Raw genomic sequence first — 21,020 nt, forward strand, 5'->3', positions numbered from 1 at the left:
TCTCACTAGAAAGCTTCGTCGTACTGTTTCCATAACCACCTCAACCCAATTCGAGTGTTGTCACACCGAAAACACACCCGGTTTCGAATAAAGGTGGTGTTCCACGATACATCCTCGTCGTCTGGAAACCTCGCCGAAAACCGTGTTCTTGTAAAACAGCGGAAAATTTGGCCTGATCGGCAGGCACGTCGACGTGGATCAACTGACCATCCATCTCGGCGCCACACGCAAGAATCAATGTCGTTGCAGCGCCAGTGTCTGCGGCGAAAAGCGGTCCGATCTTATAACCCTCATGGCATTGACGCATAACAGCATAACCGCAGATCACACCATCGCGGATAAGCACTTTTGTCCGTCTCGGCAACGCCAGCCACGCTTGCAGAAAAGCCGCCCGGCTCTCTGCAAAACACCTACTGTCGAACGCGATCAGGCTGATCGGATCAATCTCCTCAGGTGAGCAGATGTCAGGATCGATCCGGCCTTGCAGCTTTCCGCTCCAGCGAAAGGTCTCATAGTCGGGGACAAAACCCATGGATCGATAACTCGCCAGTTGCTCCGGCACGCCATCAAGACCGATCGTTCGGTTTTTCAGATGCGCCATGCCCGCATCCCAAACGCGCCGCCCGTATCCGAGCCCGCGAAAATCAGGATGCGCGATATAAAGACCGATAAATCCGAAATCAGAACCATAGCGGATGGCGGATATGCCAGCGGCCATCTGCCCATCGACAAAACAGCCGATAAACCCTTCGGGATCAGCAGCCTGAAATGGTGCCGCATCGGCAAGCCCAGGGTTCCAGCCTTCGGCCTTCACCCAGCCAATCAGCATTTCGATCTCCGCCAGATCGAGCGACCGGATCACAACGTCACTCATAAGCCTGTCAGCCGCTCAGGTTGGAAGGGCTCCAACATGCCTCGATAGGGTTTCGAGATCGGTGTTGCATAAGCACCGCGCTTGGCGGTCGTCAGGCCAAGCGTGACCAGCGATTCCGCCTGTTTTACTGCCGCGGCAACGCCATCCACGACAGGCACACCGAATTCGGCCCTCAGCTCAGCGGTCAGATCCGCCATGCCGGCGCAGCCGAGCACAATCGCTTCAGCCCTGTCTTCCTTCAGCGCCAGCGCAATCTCGCTGCGCAACCGGTCGCGGGCATTGGAGTTCGGGTCTTCAAGAGACAGGACGGGAATATCTGCGGCTCTTACCTTACATCGCGACGACATGCCGTAGCGTTGGACGAGGTGCTCAAGCGGCAGCCGCGATCGTTCCATCGTCGTCACAACAGTGAATTTCTGGGCAATGAAGGCCGTGGCAGAAACCGCTGCCTCGCAGATTCCGATCACTGGCACGTTGGCAAGCGCCCGCGCAGCATCAAGACCAGTATCGTCGAAACAGGCGATGACGACGGCATCGATACCCTGTTTTTCGCCTGCGGCGATTTCCTTCAACAGGCCAGGAACAGCAAAGACCTCGTCATAATAGCCTTCAATGGAAACCGGCCCCATCGATGAGGTAACGGCGACGATCTCCGTCTGGTGCCCTGCAACACGGCACGCACTGTCGGCGATGGTTGCGGTCATGCTGGCTGTTGTGTTGGGATTGATGATCAGGATGCGCATCGGTGTCTCATCAACTCCGCTGTCTGCGACGATTAAGATGGACGATCAGGCCGAGCGTGCCAGCAATCACCAGGAAGGAGAAGACTGTTGTGACCGTGCCAAGCGCATAAAGCACCGGTGTCGTCACATTAGTGGTCATGCCGTAGATTTCCAGCGGCAGCGTATTGAACGATCCTGCCGTCATCAGCGTGCGGGCAAATTCGTCATAAGACAGCGTGAAGCCGAACAGCCCAACGCCGATCAGGCTCGGAGCGATCATCGGCAAAACAACATTCGAGAATGTCTGCCAGGAGGATGCGCCGAGATCCCGTGCCGCTTCCTCGTAAGCAGGTGAGAAGCGGTTGAACACGGCAAACATGATCAACACACCAAAGGGCAGCGTCCAGGTCAGGTGCGCGCCGAAGGCCGAGGAGTACCATGCCGGCTGCAGGCCGAGCTGGCTGAACAGCACGCCGATGCCGAGCGAAACGATGATCGAGGGTACAACGAGGCTTGCGACTGCCAGATAAAAGAGCGCCGTCGCGCCGATGAATTTTCGGCGAAAGGCCAGTCCTGCCAGCAGCGACACAACAACCGTTACCAGCATGACCATGATGCCAAGCATGGCCGAGCGGCGGAACGAACCGCCGAAATCACCCACCGCCTGGGTTTCGAACAGGTTGGCGAACCAGCGCAGCGACACACCGTTGAGCGGGAAGGTGAGGCCGCCATTCGGCCCCTGAAAGGACAGGATCAGGATTGCCGACAGCGGGCCATAGAGGAACAGCACGAAGACGGCAAAGAAGATGGCGAGAAAGTAGAACTCACGGGAGCGTTTTTCGCGGTACATCTTAAAGCTCCTTCCGGATATCAACGATCCGCAATATGCCAGCGACCATCATCAACACGAGCACCAGCAGCACCACGGCATTGGCGGCCGCGGCAGGGTATTGCAGCAGCGACATCTGGTTCTTCATCATCAGCGCGACGGAGGCGCTCTGTCCGCCAGACATCACCTGCACGGTGGAAAAATCGGCCATGACCAGAGTTACGACAAAAATCGTGCCGATCGCCATGCCGGGTTTGGCAAGCGGAATGATGACGTTCGACAGGATCTGCCAAGAAGAAGCGCCTGCATCACGCGCTGCCTCTACCAGCGATTTGTCAATGCGCATCAATGTGTTGAAGATCGGCGTCACCATGAAGAGCGTGTAGAGATGCACCATGGCCAAGACGACAGCGAAATCGGAATAGAGCAGCCATTCCACCGGTTCGGAAATCACTCCGGACCCCACCAGCGTAGAATTGATCAGGCCGTTTCGTCCAAGAACCGGGATCCATGAAATCATCCGGATGATATTCGATGTCAGAAACGGCACGGTGCAGATCAGGAACAGTACCATTTGCATTGATGTGGTGCGGATGTGGAAGGCAAGGAAGTAGGCGACCCAGAAACCGATGAAAAGCGTGATCAGCCAGACCAGAGCCGCATATTTAAGTGTGTTGAGATAGGTCTTCCAGGTAACCCATGACCCAAGCGTTTCAGCATAGTTCATCGTCAGGAAGTCGGGATACATTTGGGCGAAATCATAATCCCAGAAACTGACAACTGCGATCATGATGATCGGTAGCAGCAAAAAGAAACCAAGAATGAGCGTCAGCGGCACCGCCTGTAGGTAGGAGATGACGGCAATCGGCAGCTGAAAGCCTTTTGGGCGAGCCTGCTCGGCATTTTCCGTATCCGTCGATGTGATCGTCGCCATTGCTTGGCTTCTCCCTATGGGCCTCTGGACCTTCCCGCAACGAAAAGGCGAAGCTGTCGGCTACATCATCAGGCCTACCGGCCATCTTCTCCACGACTGCGAATAAGCCGTGGCCGCGTTCGCCTGTCACGATCGCGCCTGGCGGTGCGGCTGGGTTAAGCCCTCCCCCTTGCGGGGGGAGGGTGATCTGTTTGTCTGTTAGGCTGCGATAAACTCGTTCCAGCGGCGGACCATGTAACGGTCTTCGTCCATCACCGAGTTCCAGCAAGCGACATGGCCCATGCGTTCCTCGAAGGAGCCACCGTCGCGCACTGCGCCGGCCTTTTCCATGACCTTGCCATCCGGCGCAACGATATCGCCGGTCGCGGCCTTGCCTTCGATCCAGTAGCCCCATTCATCGGCCGACATGTGTTCCTTGGCGGTTTCCATGCAGGCAGAGTAGTAACCCTGACGGTTGAGATAGGCGCCAACCCAGCCGGAGGTGTACCAATTGATATATTCGTAAGCCGCGTCGAGCTGTGCACCGGTAAGATGTGCTGCGAGACCCAGACCGCCACCCCACGAACGATAGCCTTCCTTCAGTGGCTGGTATTTGCAGTCGATGCCTTTGGAACGAACGGCGGCAACCGCTGGCGACCACATGGACTGGATGATCACTTCGCCAGACGCCATCAGGTTGACCGACTCGTCGAACGACTTCCAGAAGGCACGGAACTGGCCATCCTGCTTGGCCTTGATCAGGAAGTCGATTGTCTTGTCGATCTCTTCCTTGGTCATGTTGCCCTTGTCGGCATATTTGATGTTGCCGAGCGCTTCCATGATCATCGCCGCATCCATTATGCCGATCGACGGGATGTTGAGGATCGAGGTCTTGCCCTTGAACTCAGGATCCATGATGTCGGCCCAAGTGGTGATGTCGCGGCCAACCAGGTCAGGACGAATACCGAGCGTATCGGCATTGTAGATCGTTGGCATCATGGTGAAGTACTGGGTCTCTTCCTTCGCAAAGGTTTTGTCGCCCGGCTTTTCAACGAACCCGACCGTGTGCGGCGCGGTGCCCTGTGCAATCACGCTGTCGGGTGTCAACTTGCCGTTTTTGAACAGGGGAACGACCTTGTCGTAATATTTCAGCTTCTTTGTATCCATCGGCTGGATCACGCCCGCCGCATAGACCTTCTTCAAGATCCAATATTCTATGTCTGCAACGTCATAGGACTTCGGTTGGGTGACTGCACGTTGGGCGGCGGCATCCGAATCCGTCGCCGTCATCTCGAGCGTGATGCCGAGATCGGCCTTGCACTTCTCGGCAATCGCATTGAGGTTTGACACGCCAGTGCCAAACTGGCGAAGCGTAATCGGGTTCTGTGCCCAGATGGTCGGGAAACCGGTAATCGCGCCCGAACCGGCTGCGAGGCCGGCCGCAGCCGATGCCGTTTTCAAAAGCGAACGGCGGGAAATACCCTTGGCCGTCTTCTCGATTCCCGTTTTTTTTGTATCGGTCATGCCAGTTCTCCTCTTGAGGTTTATTGTTGTAGTTTCAGTGCTTCAGCCGCCCCAGCACGAGCGCGTCTTCACGCTCCCACGAAAGCGGAATCGCGTCGCCAACCTTCACCGGATTGGCGAAATAGTCCTTGTCACTGAGGATCGCGGTAAAATCCTCCACACCGGAGCCATTGATGGTGAGTTTCACCGATGAGCCGCGATATTCGACGTTTGAAACGGAACCGGTGAAGCCGAGGCCCTTTTCGGTCGCAGGTGCAACACGCACGTGGTCGGTCCGAACCGCAACGTCGGCAGTGTCGTTCAGGCCGGCAGCTTCGGCGCCGATCGCCAGAAAATCGCCGCCAGCCGGGACCGAAATCATCAGCTCATCGCCCGCGCTTTTTATCACTCGCCCGGAAATCACATTATGATCGCCCATGAACTTCGCTACGAAAGCAGTTGCCGGGCGCTCAAACACCGTGCGTGGGTGCGCTGCCTGCTCGATGCGACCATCATTCATGATGACGATGATATCGGCGAGCGCCATTGCCTCTTCCTGGCTGTGCGTCACATGGACGAAGGTGATGCCAAGCGAGGTCTGGAGCTTTTTAAGCTCCGCCCGCATACGGATTTTCAGGAATGGGTCGAGGGCTGAAAGCGGCTCATCGAGCAGAAGCGCTTCCGGATCGGTGATCAAAGCGCGGGCAAGCGCCACGCGCTGCTGCTGGCCGCCGGAAAGCTGGGCCGGACGCCGCGGCGCATAGGCTTCGAGCTGCATCAGTTTCAGCATGTCGAGCGCCTTGGCGCGCCGCACGTCTTTGTCCACGCCCTTCATCTTCAAGGAGAAGGCGACGTTGTCGACGAGGTCGAGATGCGGAAACAGCGCGTAGGACTGAAACATCATCGCCGTGCCACGCTTGGCCGGCGGCAGGTCAGTGACAACGGCATTGCCAAGACGGATATCACCTGTCGAGATGCTCTCGTGTCCGGCGATCATCCTGAGCGTCGAGGTCTTGCCGCAACCTGAGGGTCCAAGCAGGCAGCAATAGGTGCCAGCGGGGATCTTGAGGCTGATCTCATGGACGGCCGTGGTGGCACCATAGATCTTGGAAACGGATACGATGTCTATTTCAGCGGCTTTGCTCATAGGCACTCTCCTGAGATTATTTTTGGTGATGCAGGAGCTGTGCCAGTTCAATTTACCGTTGAAGATCAACGATATTCTGGCGCCAAACAGTTTTTGTCATTTAAGGCTGCGCAAATTTGCATCGATTGTTTTCGATCTCTTGGTCAAATCGTATGCAATCTAAGTTATGGATTGCTAAATATCCTACTAGGCAGGTGGCCCCGCAACGCGCTACAAGAAGTCATGCTGGACAAAACCAATGACCTTGCTTGAACATACATCCGCCTCTGCTGGTCCATTGGTCGAGGACCGCTCAATGGCGATCCGCGAGTCCCTGCGCAATGCCATCATTGATCGGCGGCTCGCGCCGGGAACAAAACTGTCCGAAGCGGAAGTTGGCGCGCTTTTTGATGTCAGCCGGACGGTGGCACGCGCTGCGCTTCAAATGCTGACCTTCGAAGGCCTTGTAAAGACCGAGCGTAACCGTGGTGCCTTCGTGTCCAATCCGACGCCAGAAGAGGCGCGGCAAATCTTTGCATCCCGCCGGCTGATTGAGCCAGGCATTGTTACCGCCGCCGCAGAACGGATCACGCCGCAGGATATCGCTCGTTTTCGCGAACAATTGGTTGAGGAAGAGCGCTATATGAATGAGCGCGGCCCAGCAGCACGGCGGGCGGAAATCAAGGCATCCGGTGATTTCCACCTCATGCTGGCCTCTGTTGCTGGCAATGCCATCCTGCAACGTTTTATGGATGAGTTGGTGGCGCGGTCTTCGCTGGTCATCGCGCTTTACGGCCGTTCAGGTGTGTCGAGCTGCGGCCATAGCGAACATTTCGCCATTCTGGACCTGATCGAACGCGGTGACGCCAAGCGCGCCGCAGACCTGATGCTGCACCATATCGATCACATCGAGGCCGATCTCGACTTGCAGCCCAAGCAGGGCGTGGCGCTCAAAGATGCGCTGTCAATCGGCTGAAGGATGAGTTCATCGTGAAAATGACGCCGACCGAAAGGGTCGGCGTCTTTTTTCTTACTTCTTGATCGCTTCCAGATCGACATCCAATAACAGGTCTGGTCCCAGACCAAAGTCTGCCAGCTTGGTGATGCCAAAATCAGCGCCGGTGATTGCACCGGTTGCAGAAAAACCTGTCTTGATGGTCTTTGCATCCCAAGGAAGCGGCGATTCAGAATTCCATGTCACATCAAGTGTAACCGGCTTCGTCGTGCCTGCGAGGCTCAGATCGCCGGTAACCTTTGCAGTCTTGTCGCCGGTCTTTTCAATCGCGGTGCTTTTGAAGGTGACGTCAGGGAACTCTTCAACGTTCAGGAAGTCCGGGCTTTTGAGGTGCGTGTCACGCTGTTCGTGGTTGGTATCGATGCTGGCAGCATCGATCTTCAGCTCGATCGAGCTTTTCGTGACATCGTCCTTGTCGAATGAAATTTCACCGGACACGGTGCGGAACACACCATGCGCATTTGCCCAGCCAGCATGATTGGTCTTGAAGCTGACCCATGCATGGGTCGGATCAATCTCGTAGCTGTCGGCAGCAAAAGCAGTTCCGGCGGCAAGCAGACCGAAAAGGGCTGCGGTTGTTGCAATAAATTTCATAAAATTCTCCTATGAACTGGCATCGGAATGATACCCGGGGCTGGGGATCGTCAGCTGGCGAATTGCAGGCCAGCAATGAGGATTGCGATGATTGCCGGAACGGCAACGACCAAACCGCAAACCAGCGGGCGCAGTGCCGGGGCAAGTTTCAAGCGGTTTGCAAGGGTCGAGGTGAAAGGCAGCAAAACCAGAGTGAGGCCAGCAACAATGAGGCCAGCACTAGACGCTTGCGGAGCAAGTATGGCCGTTGCCAGCAGGCCAAGAAATGCAGTCCAGGACATGGCAAATCCGCCTGGACCCGCAAGGCTGAAGGCTCCGCCGTTGCCACGCAAATGGGCGATGTAGGCAATGAGAAGGTAACCGCCAAACAATGCCGTCAGCGCACCGTTGAACATCGCCATGCCCATGTAGCCACCGAAAATAGCAACCAGTGCTGCCGAAAGCGACGTGGCAAATGCAGCCTGCGGCAGAACCGGTTGGCGGTCCTGCGTTTCATCCGAGGTGCGCAAAGCAACCCAGATACTACCGGCAACGGCGATGGCGATCAGGATCAGCGTAACGACGAGTTTCCGTTCGCTATTGGCAAGAATGACGCTGCCCATCCACCAGGCAGGCGCAGCCAAAGCAACCAATGCTGCAACGCCCGCCAAAAGCCATGAGCGGGTGCGGATGACAGGGGCAAGGACAGCGAAGACAACACCAAAAACCAGCAGGACATAAGGCAGCTTGTGCGCCGCCCTTACAGGTGGAAATGCAGGCAGTCCGTCCAGACCGACCAGCACCACAGCTGCAAAAACCGGGATCAGCGCGCTGGCCAGAACCAGCCCCACCCCGCTCGCCTTGCGGGCCAAAAGGCTTGCCACGACACCAAGTGCGAAAGGAATTGCAACGATTGTGAGGAGCATCGTCTGAAGCATGTAGAAAACTGGCTTTCCGTATCACTATCTGAAAATTGGGTCTGTAATGGCGGCGACGCTAATCCGACTGTTCTGCGCCACGCAAGCGGGGCAACGGGGCTGATACGTCACATTGACGTGATAGAAATAGTAATCGAGGGGTGACACTTCGTTCACAAATATTGAACGATGAAACATCACGTGTCCGGGATCGGTTCGGTTGCCGAACACGAAAATTGTGGGCGTATAGCCGACGAATGACGCTCCGATTTGCCCGGCGCGCCACTCTATCCGTCGCCTATATGATTTTTGTCCATCTGCCCTTGAGGGTGAGAAACGTTAAATCGGGCTGCGTTATCGCGGCATAGACATAGCCGGTCTCAAAATCTTCCACATGCGTGACTGTGGTGCCGTCAGCTTCTTTCCAGGTTAAACACAACGGCGCCTTAGTCGGCCCGGTGACGGTGACCGACACCTGGGGAGGTTTCATTCGCCATTTTCTCTGCCTCGATCTGTTGTCGATCTGTCCCCGTTTTCAACCCCACTTCATCTCGCCCTTGGCAACCTTGGCACCCAGTTCCAGCGAGCTGGCATCCTTGAGGTCCGGATAACGTTTGAGCATAGCGGCAATCACCTCTGCGCTATCCTTGCCCTTGGACACTTCTTCCTCGAAAGCCATGAGGTAATCGCGTGTGAACTTAATGGCCTCGACGCCTTGCGGTGCACCCTCGGACTGGTGACCGGGAATAACGATCTTCGGGTTACGGGCAATCAGATCATCAAGCGCCTTGATCCATGCCGCACGCTTTTCAGCAGTACCTTCATCAGCCACCCAGACGTGAATACCGGAAGACACAAGAACGCCGCCAAAAACAGCTTCAAGTGATGGTACCCACAGGTAGCGACGATCATGCATTGTGGGAATTTCGACGATTTCTATTCTGTTGCCGTCGAGCTCCAGTGCTTCGAGGTCGGACACGGAGGGAATGACGACATCCGCCAGCTTTTGCGGGCCATTTTCCTTGAGTTGTGGACCCCAAACCTCCAGCTTGCCCTGGACATTGCTATTGATAGCGTCAACGGTGGCTTTCCGGGCAATGACCTTCGCATCAGGAAAAATGTCAACGACCGGCCGCAGGCTGAAATAGTAATCAGGATCGTTGCAGCTCACATAAATTGTCGACAGGTTTTTTCCTGTTGCCTTGATGGCGGCTGCCAGAGCACTACCGTCTGACAAGGTAAAACCGCCATCGATCAGGATGGCATCTTTTTCCCCGGTCAAAAGAACGGGTGTGCGCCGAAAGCCGGTCTCATCCGCCTGGAAAAACGTCCATTTCAAAGTTGTGGCAAATGCCCTTGATACTGAGACTGGCAGTGCCGCAAGGCTGGCGGCGGCGACTGTGAGCTTGAGCGTGTTACGTCGTGTAAACATGGATATGTCCTCTGAGTAGAATTGTTAGGCGGCTTCGACATGAGCCTTGAGGTTCTGGAAATTGCTAAAAAGGGCGCTCGAATCCACCAGGCGACGGCTTTCGCCTTTTTCGATGATGAGCGCAGGAACGCCGTTGGCGTTGGACTGGTGGAACAACCGCTTGCCGATTTTCACGAGATCGGCGACGGCTAATCGAAGTCCGTCATCTGGCTGGCGAACACGGGCGGCAGCCTCAGATAATCCTGCCTCTTCCAACAGGTTTGCGACGACGGTCTGATCACTTGTGTCCAATCCCCTGACATACCGGCCGTGCTGCAAGGTCTGCAGAGCCGAAAAGCGTGTCTGCGGCGTATGCGAGCCCGCCGCCACGACACCTCTTGTGGTAGCAGTTGAATCAAACATCGAGCCTTGCTTCCGGAGGACTTTTTCAAGGTAATCCCTGGAAAATTCCTGGCCGGTAAGCCGCTGGATACGTTGGTCATTCGCCCATGCGTATGCTGAGAACGCTTCATCCAGCGGGCGGGCTCCCGAACCTGAAAACAACCCTGTCGGGATTGCTTCGATAGACGTTCCTTCCGCCATCAACCTCGTCAGCATTGGCGATGCGCCATAACACCAGCCACAGAGGGGATCGAATAAATAAATGATGCGGTCTGGCTGCATGTCTTTGATCCCGTTTCGATGGTCAACATCATCCATTGACTTTGACAGGGAATAAAGATCGGTTATTCGTACAGACTGTATGATTGAATGAGACAATGATGAGTGATCTTCTCAACCTCAACCGTCTGATATTTTTTACAACCGTGGTGGAAAGCGGCTCGTTTACTGCGGCGGGCGAACGTCTGGGCGTGGCGAAAGCTGTTGTCAGCCATCACGTGGCAAGGCTTGAGGAGGAACTCGGCGTTACGCTTCTGTCGCGAACAACGCGACGGCTGGCCACCACGGAGGAGGGGCGGATATTCTACGACCGCTGTGCCGTCATTCTGAGAGAGGCCGAGGCCGCTTATGGGGAAATGTCCCACCATACAAGCGAACCCTCTGGCACCCTGACATTGACCGCACCGCTCGACTACGGCGCGGTGATTGTCGCCCCTGTCATAACAGCCTATCTCGCTCGTTATCCAACTATGAAAGTCGACCTGGTCTTCGACGATACGGTTATCGATCCCGCGACCCAGCAGCTTGATCTTGCCATTCGCGCTGGCTGGCTGACCGATACAAGCCATCAGTCACGACGGCTTGGGGCGTTTGAACAATATCTTGTCGCCACACCATCCGTGGCAGAGCGGTTTTCCTCACTCCAGACACCAGCCGACGCGGCCAATTTGCCGTGGATCGAAAATTCAGTACTGCGTCACCCGCTTCGCTGGATGTTTTCCCGTGACGGCTTTCCCCCCGAAATGGTCGAGGTATCGTCTGCCATCCGTACGGATAAAACACCGGCCGCCTATGCCTGTGTGCTGGCCGGAGCAGGGGTTTCGGTTTTTCCTGATTATATGCTGGGCAAAGATTTAGCGCAGGGCAGACTGGTGCGGCTGCTGCCCGATTGGAGCCTGCCAGCTGGCGGCCTGCATGCCGTTTTTCCGGTCGCCCGCTTTCGACCGGCAAAGGTGCGACGTTTTGTGGAGATGATGCTGTCGGCCGAACGCAAACGTGCGCTTGAGGCCTAATGCGCATCCCTACTCACTGTGGCAACCTGAAGTGATCATCGATGTGGCGGCGATGGCGGGTTTCCTTGTGCCAGCCGATTGCCTTGCGATAACTGCCAAACAATTGTTTGCCATGAACATCCTCGACCGTGAGGCCATGGACCATTTCTGCATCGGGCTCGACATAGAGAGCATCAACAGGACAATAGAGTTCGCACATGAAGCATGTCTGGCAGGAATCCTGCCTGAGAATTTGGGGAGGCCCCTCCGGCATCGCCTCAAAAACATTTGTCGGGCAGACCTGAACACAGAGATTGCAATCGGTGCAGGTTTGCGGATCAAGAACTTCAATCATTACTCGGCCACCTCCGGCAACAGGTCTGAACCTACCGGTTCGGAACGAATGAGAATGTCATCAAGCCCACTGAGAACAAGGCGATGATGTTGGGCCGGATCCTGCTTGGGAAAATCATCGCGACGATGCATGCCACGCGTTTCCGTCCTTGAAATTGCGGCCTTGTACATGTAGCGCGCCGTTGCGGTCATCGCCTGCGCCTGGCGCAGCCGTAAGGTTCCGTTTTCATCCACCGGCACGGCAGTTTTGATGTCATCCCACAGACTATCCAGCCGTTTCAAGGCCGCTGACAGCACGTCGTGGGTACGGAAATAGTTGATATCGAGCGGAAAGACCTCATTTTGCACCGCGGCCAAAATGGCGGTGGGATCCGCATAATGTGACGGATTTCTCGCAAGGTTCTCAGCTTGTGGATCTGATATAGAATGGGGTCTGGCGTTGGCTTTTGCGAAACCGGCGGCCGCGACACCGGCAAAGGATCCTGACGCAATCGCCCAGGCAGCGTTATGGCTGCCGCCACCGGTAAACCCGCCACAGATCGGTTCGCGCGTGGCATTGTCACCGGCCGCATAAAGGCCGGGCACCGTGGTGGCACAATCAAGCCCGGTCAACCGCAGCCCACCTGTTCCACGAACCGTTCCTTCAAGGCGAAGCTTGACCTCGAACATCTGGGTAAACGGATCAATGCCACGTCGGTCAAAGGGGACAAAGAAGTTCGGTTGCGCCTGCCGCAATATCGTTCTGACCTCATCGGTTTCAGCCAGATCAAGTCGGGCGAATACAGGCTCCGACAGCAACGTGCGGGCAATGATCGAGCGGCCGCGTGCGGAGCCAGCCCCTTCAATCAGGCTCTCATCCCTACGGTAAAACTGCGCAAAACGATAAAGCGCTGTCTTGGTAATGGAGGCAAAGGCCGGCGATATCGCATAGGCCGATGAGAATTCCATGCCCGACAATTCGGCACCAACCTCTGCCCCCATCAGATAACCGTCACCGGTCAACACGTCACATCCAAGTGCCTTGCTCATGAAAGCACAGCCTCCGGCAGCCAGCACAACAGCACCGGCCGTCACCTGCCATTCGCCACCACCCTGTTGCACGATACCGGTTGCACCCGTCACCCTGTCGCCATCAACAAGCAAATGTGTCGCGGGATGATGATCCAGGATGGTGACGCCAGTGTTTTTGACCTTTCGCCGTAACAACCGCATATATTCCGGTCCCTGCACCGAGATACGCTGTTGTTCTCCACTTTCATCACGCGGGAAGGGGTAACCCCAGTCGGCCAGCCGATTGACGCTTTCAAAGGTCTTGTCGAGTACCGGTCGCATCCAGTCACGGTCTGAAAGATAGCCGCCCATCGCTTCACGGCTGGCCATGGCAGCCTCGCGCTCTTCCGGGTCCGGTTTCACGTACCAGATCTGCGTGCCAGCGGATGCCGTTGCACCAGAGCTGCCGCAATATCCCTTCTCGACAAGCACCACACTGGCGTTTGTCGCCACGGCCTCCAGTGCCGCCCAGCAACCGGCCGGACCACCGCCGATAACCAGAACATCACAGTCAAAATCTGATTGCCGGTTCTTTGAGGGGGAAATGTTTGTCAGGGATAAGTTCATATCATCCGTCCTAAATGAAACCATTGCACTGCAGATCAAACCAGTTTCAACATAGATTTTATGTTGTTTATCGGAGTGCTTTTATGACCCTGGCCAGCCTTGCCATGTATGTCAGCCCGCCACAGGTGGCGCAGGCGACCCATCAGTTCTGGCTGGCGCTCGGTGCGCGGTTGCGCGACTTCGGGCTCAATGCGCCTGATGTGCTTGATGACACGGTGCGATATGACGAAGCCTGGCTTCGCCCGGATCTCATTTTTGGGCAAACCTGCGGATACCCCTATGTGCAACATCTCAGGGACAAGGTTCAGCTGGTTGCCACGCCCAATTACGATCTGCCGGGATGTGATGGGCCGATTAAATGCAGCTTTGTCATCGTCAATGCGCAGTCTTCGGCGCAGTCCATCGAGGATTTGCGCGGTGCCCGTGCGGCGATCAATGAACCCGGAAGCAATTCCGGCTATAATCTCTTCCGTGCCTTCATCGCACCACATGCCGAAAACGGGCGTTTCTTTTCCTCTGTTATTGAAACCGGTGGCCATCGTGCCAGCATCGACGCCGTTGCAAGCGGCAAAGCGGATATCGCCTCCATCGATTGTGTGACCTTTGGCAACACCCTGCGCTTTGACGCGGAACGCCTTGCAGGTGTTCGTGTCTTCGCCGAAACACCGCGGGGTCCCGGCCTGCCATTCATCACCTCGATTGAGACCTCGGCCAAAGATCTGGTGATCCTGCGTCGGGCGCTTGCAGAAACAATTGCCGATCCAGCGCTCGACGACATCTGTGACGTGCTGTCGCTGCGCGGCATCACGTTTCTCGGGGACGCCGATTATCAAATCTTGGCCAAATTGGATCGAGACGCTGAAGCTCAAGGTTACCCCGCAATCGCTTGACGCGGGATCGGCGCCGCAGAAACCAACGGGAAATGACAGGCCACGCTGCGCGCTCCCGTGCCCGCCAGTAATGGCGGCGCATCGGCGGCGCATTTCGGCTGAGCCAAGGGACAGCGTTTGTGAAAGCGGCAGCCGCTTGGCGGGTTACTGGGGTTTGGCAATTCACCTGTTAGAACAATCCGTTCACGCTGCCGACTGGGGTCAAGCGTCAGATTGGCGGAAAGCAGCGCCTGCGTGTATGGATGAGCTGGCTCTCTAAACAGGCTGGCGGTTGGCCCGCTTTCGACAATCTGTCCAAGATACATCACCGCCACTCGATCCGTAACGCGCCCCACCACGTTCAGATTGTGTGAGATCAGCAGGTAACTGAGGCCAAGTCGATCTCGCAGGCTACGCAGCAGATTAAGCAGTTCACCCTGAACAGAGATATCAAGGCCAGCGGTTGGCTCATCCGCGACGATAATGGAAGGATTGGCCGCCAGTGCACGCACAAGTGCCACACGCCGAGCCTGTCCACCGCTCAATTGATGCGGATAACGCGTCAGCAATTGCTGGCCAAGGCCAAGACTTTCCGCAAGAGCGACAATCTCTGCAAAACGTTCGGCGGTGTAAACATTCCTGATTTTCAACGGTTCGGCGAGAAGCGTTTTGACGGTAAGCCGCGGCGAAAGTGAAGCCGCCGGGTCCTGAAACAGCAACTGGATTCGGCTTTGCGCATCGCCAGCCTTACGACGGGTGCCTGCACGAACGGTTTCGCCATCGACCGAAAGCGTGCCAGAGGCGAGCGGCTGAAGACCGACAATAGACCGTGCAACGGAAGATTTACCGCAGCCGCTTTCGCCCACGAGACCAAGCGTTTCACCACGCCGCAACTCCAGCGAAACACCATCTACAGCGGTAAGTCTGTGATAACGGACAACTGCGTCTTTCAGAACAAGTGCAGGCTCCTCCATTACGCGGCCTCCCGCCAACAGGCATAATGGTGCCCATGGTCCACTTCACGTTGTGGTGGTTTCTGGTGACATTGCACCTGCCGCGACGGACAGCGGGCGGCAAAAATGCAGCCGTCAGGCCGGTTCGTCAGGTCGGGAACATTGCCCGGTATGGTCGACAGATCCTGCGTCGCATCAAACGGCGCATTGGGGTCGATTTCGCAGGCAAGAAGCGCTTGCGTGTAAGGGTGGCGGGGATTGTGCAACACCTCGCGCACCGGGCCGGTCTCAACCACGGTCCCCGCATACATCACCACAACGCTGTCACACAATTCGGCGATCAGGCCCATGCTGTGGCTGACGATCAGCATGGAAACCTTTGTTCGCTGCCGCATTTCATGCAGCACCTCAACGACCTGTGCCTCAATCGTTGCATCGAGCGCTGTTGTCGGTTCATCGGCAATCAGCAGTTTCGGCTCCACCAGCAAGGCCATCGCAATGACAACGCGCTGGCGCATGCCGCCGGAGAACTCATGCGGATAGCGGTGCATACGGCCGGCCGCATCCTGGACGCCGACATCGGCCAGCACCGCTTCGCCACGCTGCCAGAGTTGTCGTTTGCTCGATTTGGGAAAACGTCGCCGCTGTATGTCGACCAGCTGTTCGCCGATCGTGAACATCGGGTTTAATGCTGTCATGGGATCCTGAAAGATCATGGCGATGTCAGTGCCACGAAGGGAGGCTGTACCCTTGGGATCAAGCCGCAGTATCCTGTCATCAAACCTTGCGCTATCTGTCTCGACTGTTGCGTTGTCGGCGAGAAGGCCAAGTAGCGCAAAGGCAATTGTCGACTTGCCGCTGCCACTTTCTCCGACAAGGCCGACCGATTTGCCTCTGTTGATGGTCAGGTTGACGCCATCGAGAATATGAGCGCTGCGTCCTTTGCCTCGATAGGAAACGTGCAGGTTTTCGATGGAAAGGAGTGCCTCGGTCATAGGGTTTTCCTGAGCTTCGGATCCAGCGTATCGCGCAGCGCTTCACCCAAAAGCGCAAAACCAAGCGTGGCAAGGATCAGGGAAATGCCTGAGAAGGTGGCAAGCCAGGGAGACTGGTCGAGGTAGACGTAACCGTCATTGAGCAGATTTCCCCAGCTGGCGAGGGGAGGGCGCACGCCGAGCCCAAGAAAACTGAGACCAGCCTCAATGGTGATGACAACGGGAATATCCATGCAGGCTAATACGAAGATGGGGCCGATGATGTTGGGAATGACGTGATGCAGGATAATGCGCCATGTCTGCGCACCAAGTACCTTCTCAGCTTCGATGAAAGGGCTGTTGCGCAACGTGATCGTCTGGCTGCGCGCCACCCGTCCGAAATGCGGAATGAACACGATGCTGACCAGCAAAACAACGTTGCCAAGTCCGGGGCCGAACACCGCAACGAGCGCAAGAGCAAGAATGATGCTGGGGAATGACGTCACCACGTCGAAAATGCCGACAATCAATAAGTCCACCGGACGCGGTGACAGCGCCGCGACAATTCCAAGCACCACCCCGGCGGTAAGGGAAATGGCAATCACCGAAAGCGAGATGCCAAGGGCAATTCGGGCCCCATATATCAGGCGGCTCAAAATATCGCGGCCAAGGTGATCGGTGCCCAGTATATGCTGGAGAGACGGATCCATCAGGCGGTTGGCGGGTGCGATGGCGTTCGGCGCATAGGGTGCAATCAGCGGGGCCGCAATGGCCAAAAGACAGAGCAATGTCACGGCCAGCAGGGCAAAGGTACCGCCGGGGCGGCGGGAGAGATCAGCAAACATCGTCATCTCAAGGCTCACTTTTGCGGGCCAGCCGCGAACGTTCGCGTGGGTCGGTGAGTGTTTGAGATAGCTCCGCAACAAGATTTGTCAGCACATAGAGCAGAACGATCACGAACACGCCGCCTTGGACAACAGGATAATTGCGGGTGCGGATGGAATCGTAGATGAGGGAGCCAAGGCCGGGCCTGTTGAAGATAACCTCGGCAAAAACTGCCCCGCCTAACAGTTCGCCAAATCCCATGCCAAGCACAGCGATGGTTGGCAAAATTGCCGGTTTGAGCGTGTATTTGATCAGGATTTTCGCTTCACTGACACCATAGGCGCGTAGCGTGCGGATATGGCTTTCACTCAGCACTTCCAGCAGCGAGGAACGGAGCAGGCGGGCAATGTAACCCACCCAGCCAGCAGCGAGCGCAAGTGTCGGAAGCACAAGATGCCAGAGCTGATCCAATGTATCCCCACGTTCTCCCGCGCCCAGAACCGGAAACCATCCGAGCTTGACCGAGAAAATCATCAGTAGGAACACCGAAACAACGAAGCTGGGTGTCGAGATAAAACCCACGCTGACAAAGGCGATCAACCGGTCTATGCGGCCACCTGGGCGATGGGCAGATATCAGCGCGAGCGGCACGCCAATGGCAATTGCCAGAAGCATCGCCGAGGTGGCGAGGGCAACCGTATTGGGCAGGGCCGCCGCCACCAGTTGCAAAACTGGTCGGTCGTTAAAGACATCCTGGCCAAGATCGCCGACGATCAGTCGACTGAAAAATGTCAACACCTGCATTTGCAGCGGTTTGTCGAGGCCAATGCGCGCGTTCAATGCTGCTACGGTTTCAGGCGTGGCACGCGGACCGAGAATGACGGTTGTCGGATCGCCGGGTATCAGGCGTGTCAACGCAATTAACAAAACAACAGAGCCAGCGACAGCGAGAGCTGCTGTCACCAGCTTGAAAACCAGATGGCTTTGAAGAGGTGCGCTGCTCATCGCAGCGCCTCCCTATATTTGATATTGGTCGTCACAGGCTCAGACCGCCGCGTCGGTGAAAGCCGTATAGAGCCAGTTATTGCCGTTCGGCAGCACACCGGGCTTCAGCCATTTGCGTGAGGCAAAGGCATTGAGATTGTGAGTGATCCAGATAAAGGCCGCGGATTCGTCGAGCAGTTTCTGCGCCGCGATATAGATCTTTTCCCGCTCTGCCGGATCAACGGTGACGCCACCTTTCTGGTGCAGGGCGTCATAATCGGCGTTCTTGTAACGTTGCCAGTTCCACTGGCCGACCTGTTCCGACGTAAACCACTGCGTCTGGAAACCTGGGTCGAACTTGCCATTGAACTTGACCAGCGAGAGTTCGAGATCCTTGCTGGCGTCGTTTTTGCCAAGTGCCCAATAGGCCGCAGATTCGAGCGCTTCAATCTCCACCTCAATCCCGACATCGGCGAGATTTGCCTGAATGATCTGTGCGATTGCCTCGTAACGGGCGCCAGCTTCAACCGTCAGCTTGGTCTTGAAGCCACCGGAATGGCCAGCTTCGTCCAGCAGCGCCTGCGCCTTTTCCAGATCACGTTTGTAAACCGGCGCGTCTTTCCATGCACCGAGCAAACTTGGAGCGAGAAGTGCGTTGGCACGTGGGTAAATGCCGGAATAGGCACCTTGAAGAATGGCATCGACATCAACAGCATAACGGATGGCCTGGCGTACCCTGATGTCGTCAAACGGTGCCTTTTCGATGTTCGGCCCAAACCAGACGTAATCGATCGCCGGAATTTCCGTGACGCTTGCGTCAGGCAGAGCAGAAAGTGCCTTGCCATTCTCCGGGTCGATAGCGGTGAAGTCGATTTCGCCAGACTGGAAGGCAATTTCAGCCGTCTTCTGTTCGCCAATCGGCTTGCCGACAATCTGCTGGAAATGTGGTTTGATCGGTCCCTTGTAATCCGGATTGATCTCAAGCACGAACTGTTCGCGCGGCGTCCATTCCTTCAACACGTACGGGCCGCTGCCAACAATCTTGGTGGCAAAATCCTTGCCTAGAGCTTCAAATGCCTTTTTGGACACGATACGACCGGAGCCATCGGCCAGCGCAATGGTATAGAGTGCCGGTGCCGGGTTCTTGAGGATGATACGACCCTCAAGCGGACCGGTAACCTCAACATGATCCAGTGCCGACCAGTCCTTGGCATAGGTGACGGATTTGCCTTCTGCATCAGGCTTGATGAAACGTTCGAAGGAGAATTTTACGTCCTCCGCCGTCAGATCGCCATAGCCGCCGGTAAAGGCGAGGCCGGATCGCAGCTTGAAGCGGATTTCGGTGTCGCTGACCTGCTCGAGTTCTTCTGCGGCGTCCAATTCCCACTCGGTTGAACCGGGTTTGAAGGAAATCAGCCCCTGCTGCACAGACCAGATGACATTGAGGTCAATCGGGCCAGAGCGGTTGGCGGGATCAAGGTTGACGAGATCCTTTTCCACGCGGACGGTAATCTTGGTGCGGTCAGCATTGGCAAAAGCCGGGCTGATACCTCCGAAAGCGACCACAGTGGCAATGGTGGCGCCGCCCGCGAGAAACTGTCGGCGTGTTGAATTCAGTGTCATGGATGTCCCCTGTCCAAAGCGGCTTTGTGCCGTATATGCCTCTATGGCCAGGATTAGATCGTATAATCTATGGTTTTAGTAGAATTGATATTCTCCTGCGAACCATCATCGGCAAACTAGTTTTCCGTTTTTCAATTCCGTTGCGCAAAGCCATGTGGCGCGTCCGGACGTTATGCGACCTATAGTTCGGCTCTCAATTCCAACAGCATTTCCAATGCGCGGAGCCGCCATGTTGCGCCATTCCACCCTGTCTCAACTCAGCCAGTCGTCGATCGCGCGCCTTGAATGGCAGACGGTTGTTTTAGCAATCGTCATCTACGGCGGGTTCATCGGCCTGACATTGTTCTGGCAATCGCTGCCTCTGCTTCTCGTCATCGCGCTGGGCGGTTGGCTGGTGGCATGGCAGGGATCCTTGCAGCACGAAGTCATGCATGGACATCCAACACGGCTACAGGCAATCAATGATGCCATTGGTTGGCCTCCGATTTCCCTGTGGTTGCCTTATGCTATCTACAAAGAAGGCCATCTGCTCCACCACCGCGACGAGCATCTGACGGATCCGATTGAGGATCCGGAATCCTCCTATCATACGCAGGCAGCGTGGGAACGCATGGGAGCCTTTGGCAAATTGCTGTCAAATCTCAATATGACGCTTCTGGGACGCCTCACCATTGGTCCTGCCGTGATGATCCTGAGTTTTCTGTTTCAGGAGTTTTTGCTCATTCGTGCCGGAGACCGGCGCAGAGCATTTATCTGGGGAAGGCATAGCCTGGGTGTCGCCGTGGTGCTGACATGGGTGGTCCTAGTCTGCCAAATGCCGCTTTGGATCTATCTACTCGGGTTTGTTTATTTTGGAGCAGCACTCAGCAGATTACGGTCTTTCGCTGAGCACCGCTTTGCCGATCACCATGATGAGCGCACGGCAATTGTCGAAAACAGCCCACTGTTGGGTCTGCTGTTCCTCTACAACAACCTCCACGTTCTGCATCACAAACGGCCGGGTATTCCCTGGTACCAGATTCCCCGTTTATATCGTCGGCACAGAGAGTTTCTAGTCAATCTCAATGGTGGACTGGTCTATAATGGCTACCGGGAAGTTGCGCGTCGTTTTCTGGTAAAACCGCACGATGATCCCCGACATCCAAACCACCGTGAGCGATAAGCCGTCACCACTTCTCTCGCGGACGGCATGGAACGATAGCCCTTGATGTCCGTTAGTCCTGCCGTAAAGCAAGCCCGCTCACGGGCGCTCCATCAGCTATTAA

The 21,020-nt window shown here is 56.1% G+C and carries 22 protein-coding genes; 4 read left to right on the plus strand and 18 right to left on the minus strand.

Features of this window, described 5'->3' with window-relative positions; translation table 11 throughout:
* Nucleotides 1-40: 40 nt before the first annotated feature.
* From IB237_RS21530 to IB237_RS21555, 6 genes are all read right to left on the minus strand, one after another.
* The gene (locus tag IB237_RS21530) at nt 41-874 is read right to left on the minus strand and encodes a GNAT family N-acetyltransferase (protein WP_192490778.1); all 834 of its coding nucleotides are present in this window, start codon (nt 872-874) and stop codon (nt 41-43) included.
* Nucleotides 871-1,617 (minus strand): aspartate/glutamate racemase family protein, encoded by a 747-nt coding sequence (locus tag IB237_RS21535; RefSeq protein WP_192490779.1) that lies wholly within the window; start codon nt 1,615-1,617, stop codon nt 871-873. The genes IB237_RS21530 and IB237_RS21535 overlap by 4 nt, the downstream gene beginning before the upstream one ends.
* A gap of 10 nt (nt 1,618-1,627) precedes the next feature.
* Complete coding sequence (locus tag IB237_RS21540; RefSeq protein ID WP_192490780.1) at nt 1,628-2,446, minus strand: ABC transporter permease; 819 nt, start codon at nt 2,444-2,446, stop codon at nt 1,628-1,630.
* A 1-nt stretch (nt 2,447) separates the two neighbouring features.
* Nucleotides 2,448-3,359: an ABC transporter permease gene (locus tag IB237_RS21545; protein ID WP_192490781.1), complete on the minus strand. Its 912-nt coding sequence runs from the start codon at nt 3,357-3,359 to the stop codon at nt 2,448-2,450.
* 198 nt (nt 3,360-3,557) lie between these two features.
* Nucleotides 3,558-4,862 carry a PotD/PotF family extracellular solute-binding protein gene (locus IB237_RS21550; protein ID WP_192490782.1) on the minus strand — a complete coding sequence of 435 codons (1,305 nt, stop codon included), beginning with the start codon at nt 4,860-4,862 and terminating at the stop codon, nt 3,558-3,560.
* Nucleotides 4,863-4,896: 34 nt separating this feature from the next.
* Nucleotides 4,897-5,988, minus strand: a complete 1,092-nt coding sequence (locus tag IB237_RS21555) for an ABC transporter ATP-binding protein (RefSeq protein ID WP_192490783.1) — start codon at nt 5,986-5,988, stop codon at nt 4,897-4,899.
* Nucleotides 5,989-6,226: 238 nt separating this feature from the next.
* Here IB237_RS21555 and IB237_RS21560 point away from each other — a divergent pair, with 238 nt between their 5' ends.
* A complete protein-coding gene (locus tag IB237_RS21560) occupies nt 6,227-6,943 on the plus strand; it encodes a GntR family transcriptional regulator (protein WP_192490784.1) in 717 nt (238 codons plus the stop codon).
* A 54-nt stretch (nt 6,944-6,997) separates the two neighbouring features.
* On the opposite strand, the gene IB237_RS21565 is transcribed toward IB237_RS21560, so the two are convergent.
* The 5 genes from IB237_RS21565 to IB237_RS21585 all read right to left on the minus strand — a co-directional run bounded on the left by IB237_RS21565 (nt 6,998) and on the right by IB237_RS21585 (nt 10,603).
* Entirely contained in the window at nt 6,998-7,576 is a 579-nt protein-coding gene (locus IB237_RS21565; protein WP_192490785.1) for a YceI family protein, read from the minus strand.
* 50 nt (nt 7,577-7,626) lie between these two features.
* Nucleotides 7,627-8,481, minus strand: coding sequence for a hypothetical protein (locus tag IB237_RS21570; RefSeq protein ID WP_192490786.1), 855 nt, complete (start codon nt 8,479-8,481; stop codon nt 7,627-7,629).
* A gap of 289 nt (nt 8,482-8,770) precedes the next feature.
* On the minus strand, nt 8,771-8,962 hold the full coding sequence (locus tag IB237_RS21575; protein ID WP_192490787.1) for a hypothetical protein: 192 nt from the start codon (nt 8,960-8,962) through the stop codon (nt 8,771-8,773).
* Nucleotides 8,963-9,007: 45 nt separating this feature from the next.
* The gene (locus IB237_RS21580) at nt 9,008-9,904 is read right to left on the minus strand and encodes an MBL fold metallo-hydrolase (protein ID WP_192490788.1); all 897 of its coding nucleotides are present in this window, start codon (nt 9,902-9,904) and stop codon (nt 9,008-9,010) included.
* A gap of 24 nt (nt 9,905-9,928) precedes the next feature.
* Complete coding sequence (locus IB237_RS21585; RefSeq protein WP_246788173.1) at nt 9,929-10,603, minus strand: DsbA family protein; 675 nt, start codon at nt 10,601-10,603, stop codon at nt 9,929-9,931.
* 62 nt (nt 10,604-10,665) lie between these two features.
* On the opposite strand from IB237_RS21585, the gene IB237_RS21590 reads away from it, so the two are divergent.
* Complete coding sequence (locus tag IB237_RS21590; protein WP_192490789.1) at nt 10,666-11,577, plus strand: LysR family transcriptional regulator; 912 nt, start codon at nt 10,666-10,668, stop codon at nt 11,575-11,577.
* Between the two features lie 13 nt (nt 11,578-11,590).
* Here IB237_RS21590 and IB237_RS21595 read toward each other — a convergent pair whose 3' ends face one another.
* Both IB237_RS21595 and IB237_RS21600 read right to left on the minus strand, forming a co-directional pair.
* The gene (locus tag IB237_RS21595; RefSeq protein ID WP_192490790.1) at nt 11,591-11,911 is read right to left on the minus strand and encodes a ferredoxin family protein; all 321 of its coding nucleotides are present in this window, start codon (nt 11,909-11,911) and stop codon (nt 11,591-11,593) included.
* Complete coding sequence (locus tag IB237_RS21600) at nt 11,911-13,527, minus strand: FAD-dependent oxidoreductase (protein WP_192490791.1); 1,617 nt, start codon at nt 13,525-13,527, stop codon at nt 11,911-11,913. Before IB237_RS21600 ends, IB237_RS21595 begins: the two co-directional genes overlap by 1 nt.
* An 83-nt stretch (nt 13,528-13,610) precedes the next feature.
* Here IB237_RS21600 and IB237_RS21605 point away from each other — a divergent pair, with 83 nt between their 5' ends.
* Nucleotides 13,611-14,417, plus strand: a complete 807-nt coding sequence (locus IB237_RS21605) for a phosphate/phosphite/phosphonate ABC transporter substrate-binding protein (RefSeq protein WP_192490792.1) — start codon at nt 13,611-13,613, stop codon at nt 14,415-14,417.
* Here IB237_RS21605 and IB237_RS21610 read toward each other — a convergent pair.
* The 5 genes from IB237_RS21610 to IB237_RS21630 are packed head-to-tail and all read right to left on the minus strand — an operon-like array spanning nt 14,399 to nt 19,755.
* The gene (locus IB237_RS21610) at nt 14,399-15,370 is read right to left on the minus strand and encodes an oligopeptide/dipeptide ABC transporter ATP-binding protein (protein WP_192490793.1); all 972 of its coding nucleotides are present in this window, start codon (nt 15,368-15,370) and stop codon (nt 14,399-14,401) included. The genes IB237_RS21605 and IB237_RS21610 overlap by 19 nt on opposite strands.
* Nucleotides 15,370-16,344 carry an ABC transporter ATP-binding protein gene (locus IB237_RS21615; protein ID WP_192490794.1) on the minus strand — a complete coding sequence of 325 codons (975 nt, stop codon included), beginning with the start codon at nt 16,342-16,344 and terminating at the stop codon, nt 15,370-15,372. The genes IB237_RS21610 and IB237_RS21615 overlap by 1 nt, the downstream gene beginning before the upstream one ends.
* On the minus strand, nt 16,341-17,168 hold the full coding sequence (locus IB237_RS21620; protein ID WP_246788174.1) for an ABC transporter permease: 828 nt from the start codon (nt 17,166-17,168) through the stop codon (nt 16,341-16,343). The genes IB237_RS21615 and IB237_RS21620 overlap by 4 nt, the downstream gene beginning before the upstream one ends.
* Before the next feature lie 7 nt (nt 17,169-17,175).
* Nucleotides 17,176-18,153 (minus strand): ABC transporter permease, encoded by a 978-nt coding sequence (locus IB237_RS21625; RefSeq protein ID WP_192490796.1) that lies wholly within the window; start codon nt 18,151-18,153, stop codon nt 17,176-17,178.
* A 39-nt stretch (nt 18,154-18,192) separates the two neighbouring features.
* On the minus strand, nt 18,193-19,755 hold the full coding sequence (locus tag IB237_RS21630) for an ABC transporter substrate-binding protein (RefSeq protein ID WP_192490797.1): 1,563 nt from the start codon (nt 19,753-19,755) through the stop codon (nt 18,193-18,195).
* 229 nt (nt 19,756-19,984) lie between these two features.
* Here IB237_RS21630 and IB237_RS21635 point away from each other — a divergent pair, with 229 nt between their 5' ends.
* A complete protein-coding gene (locus IB237_RS21635) occupies nt 19,985-20,917 on the plus strand; it encodes a fatty acid desaturase (RefSeq protein ID WP_192490798.1) in 933 nt (310 codons plus the stop codon).
* Nucleotides 20,918-21,020: the final 103 nt, after the last annotated feature.

This window comes from Agrobacterium sp. AGB01 (assembly GCF_014851585.1).
Lineage (GTDB): Bacteria > Pseudomonadota > Alphaproteobacteria > Rhizobiales > Rhizobiaceae > Agrobacterium.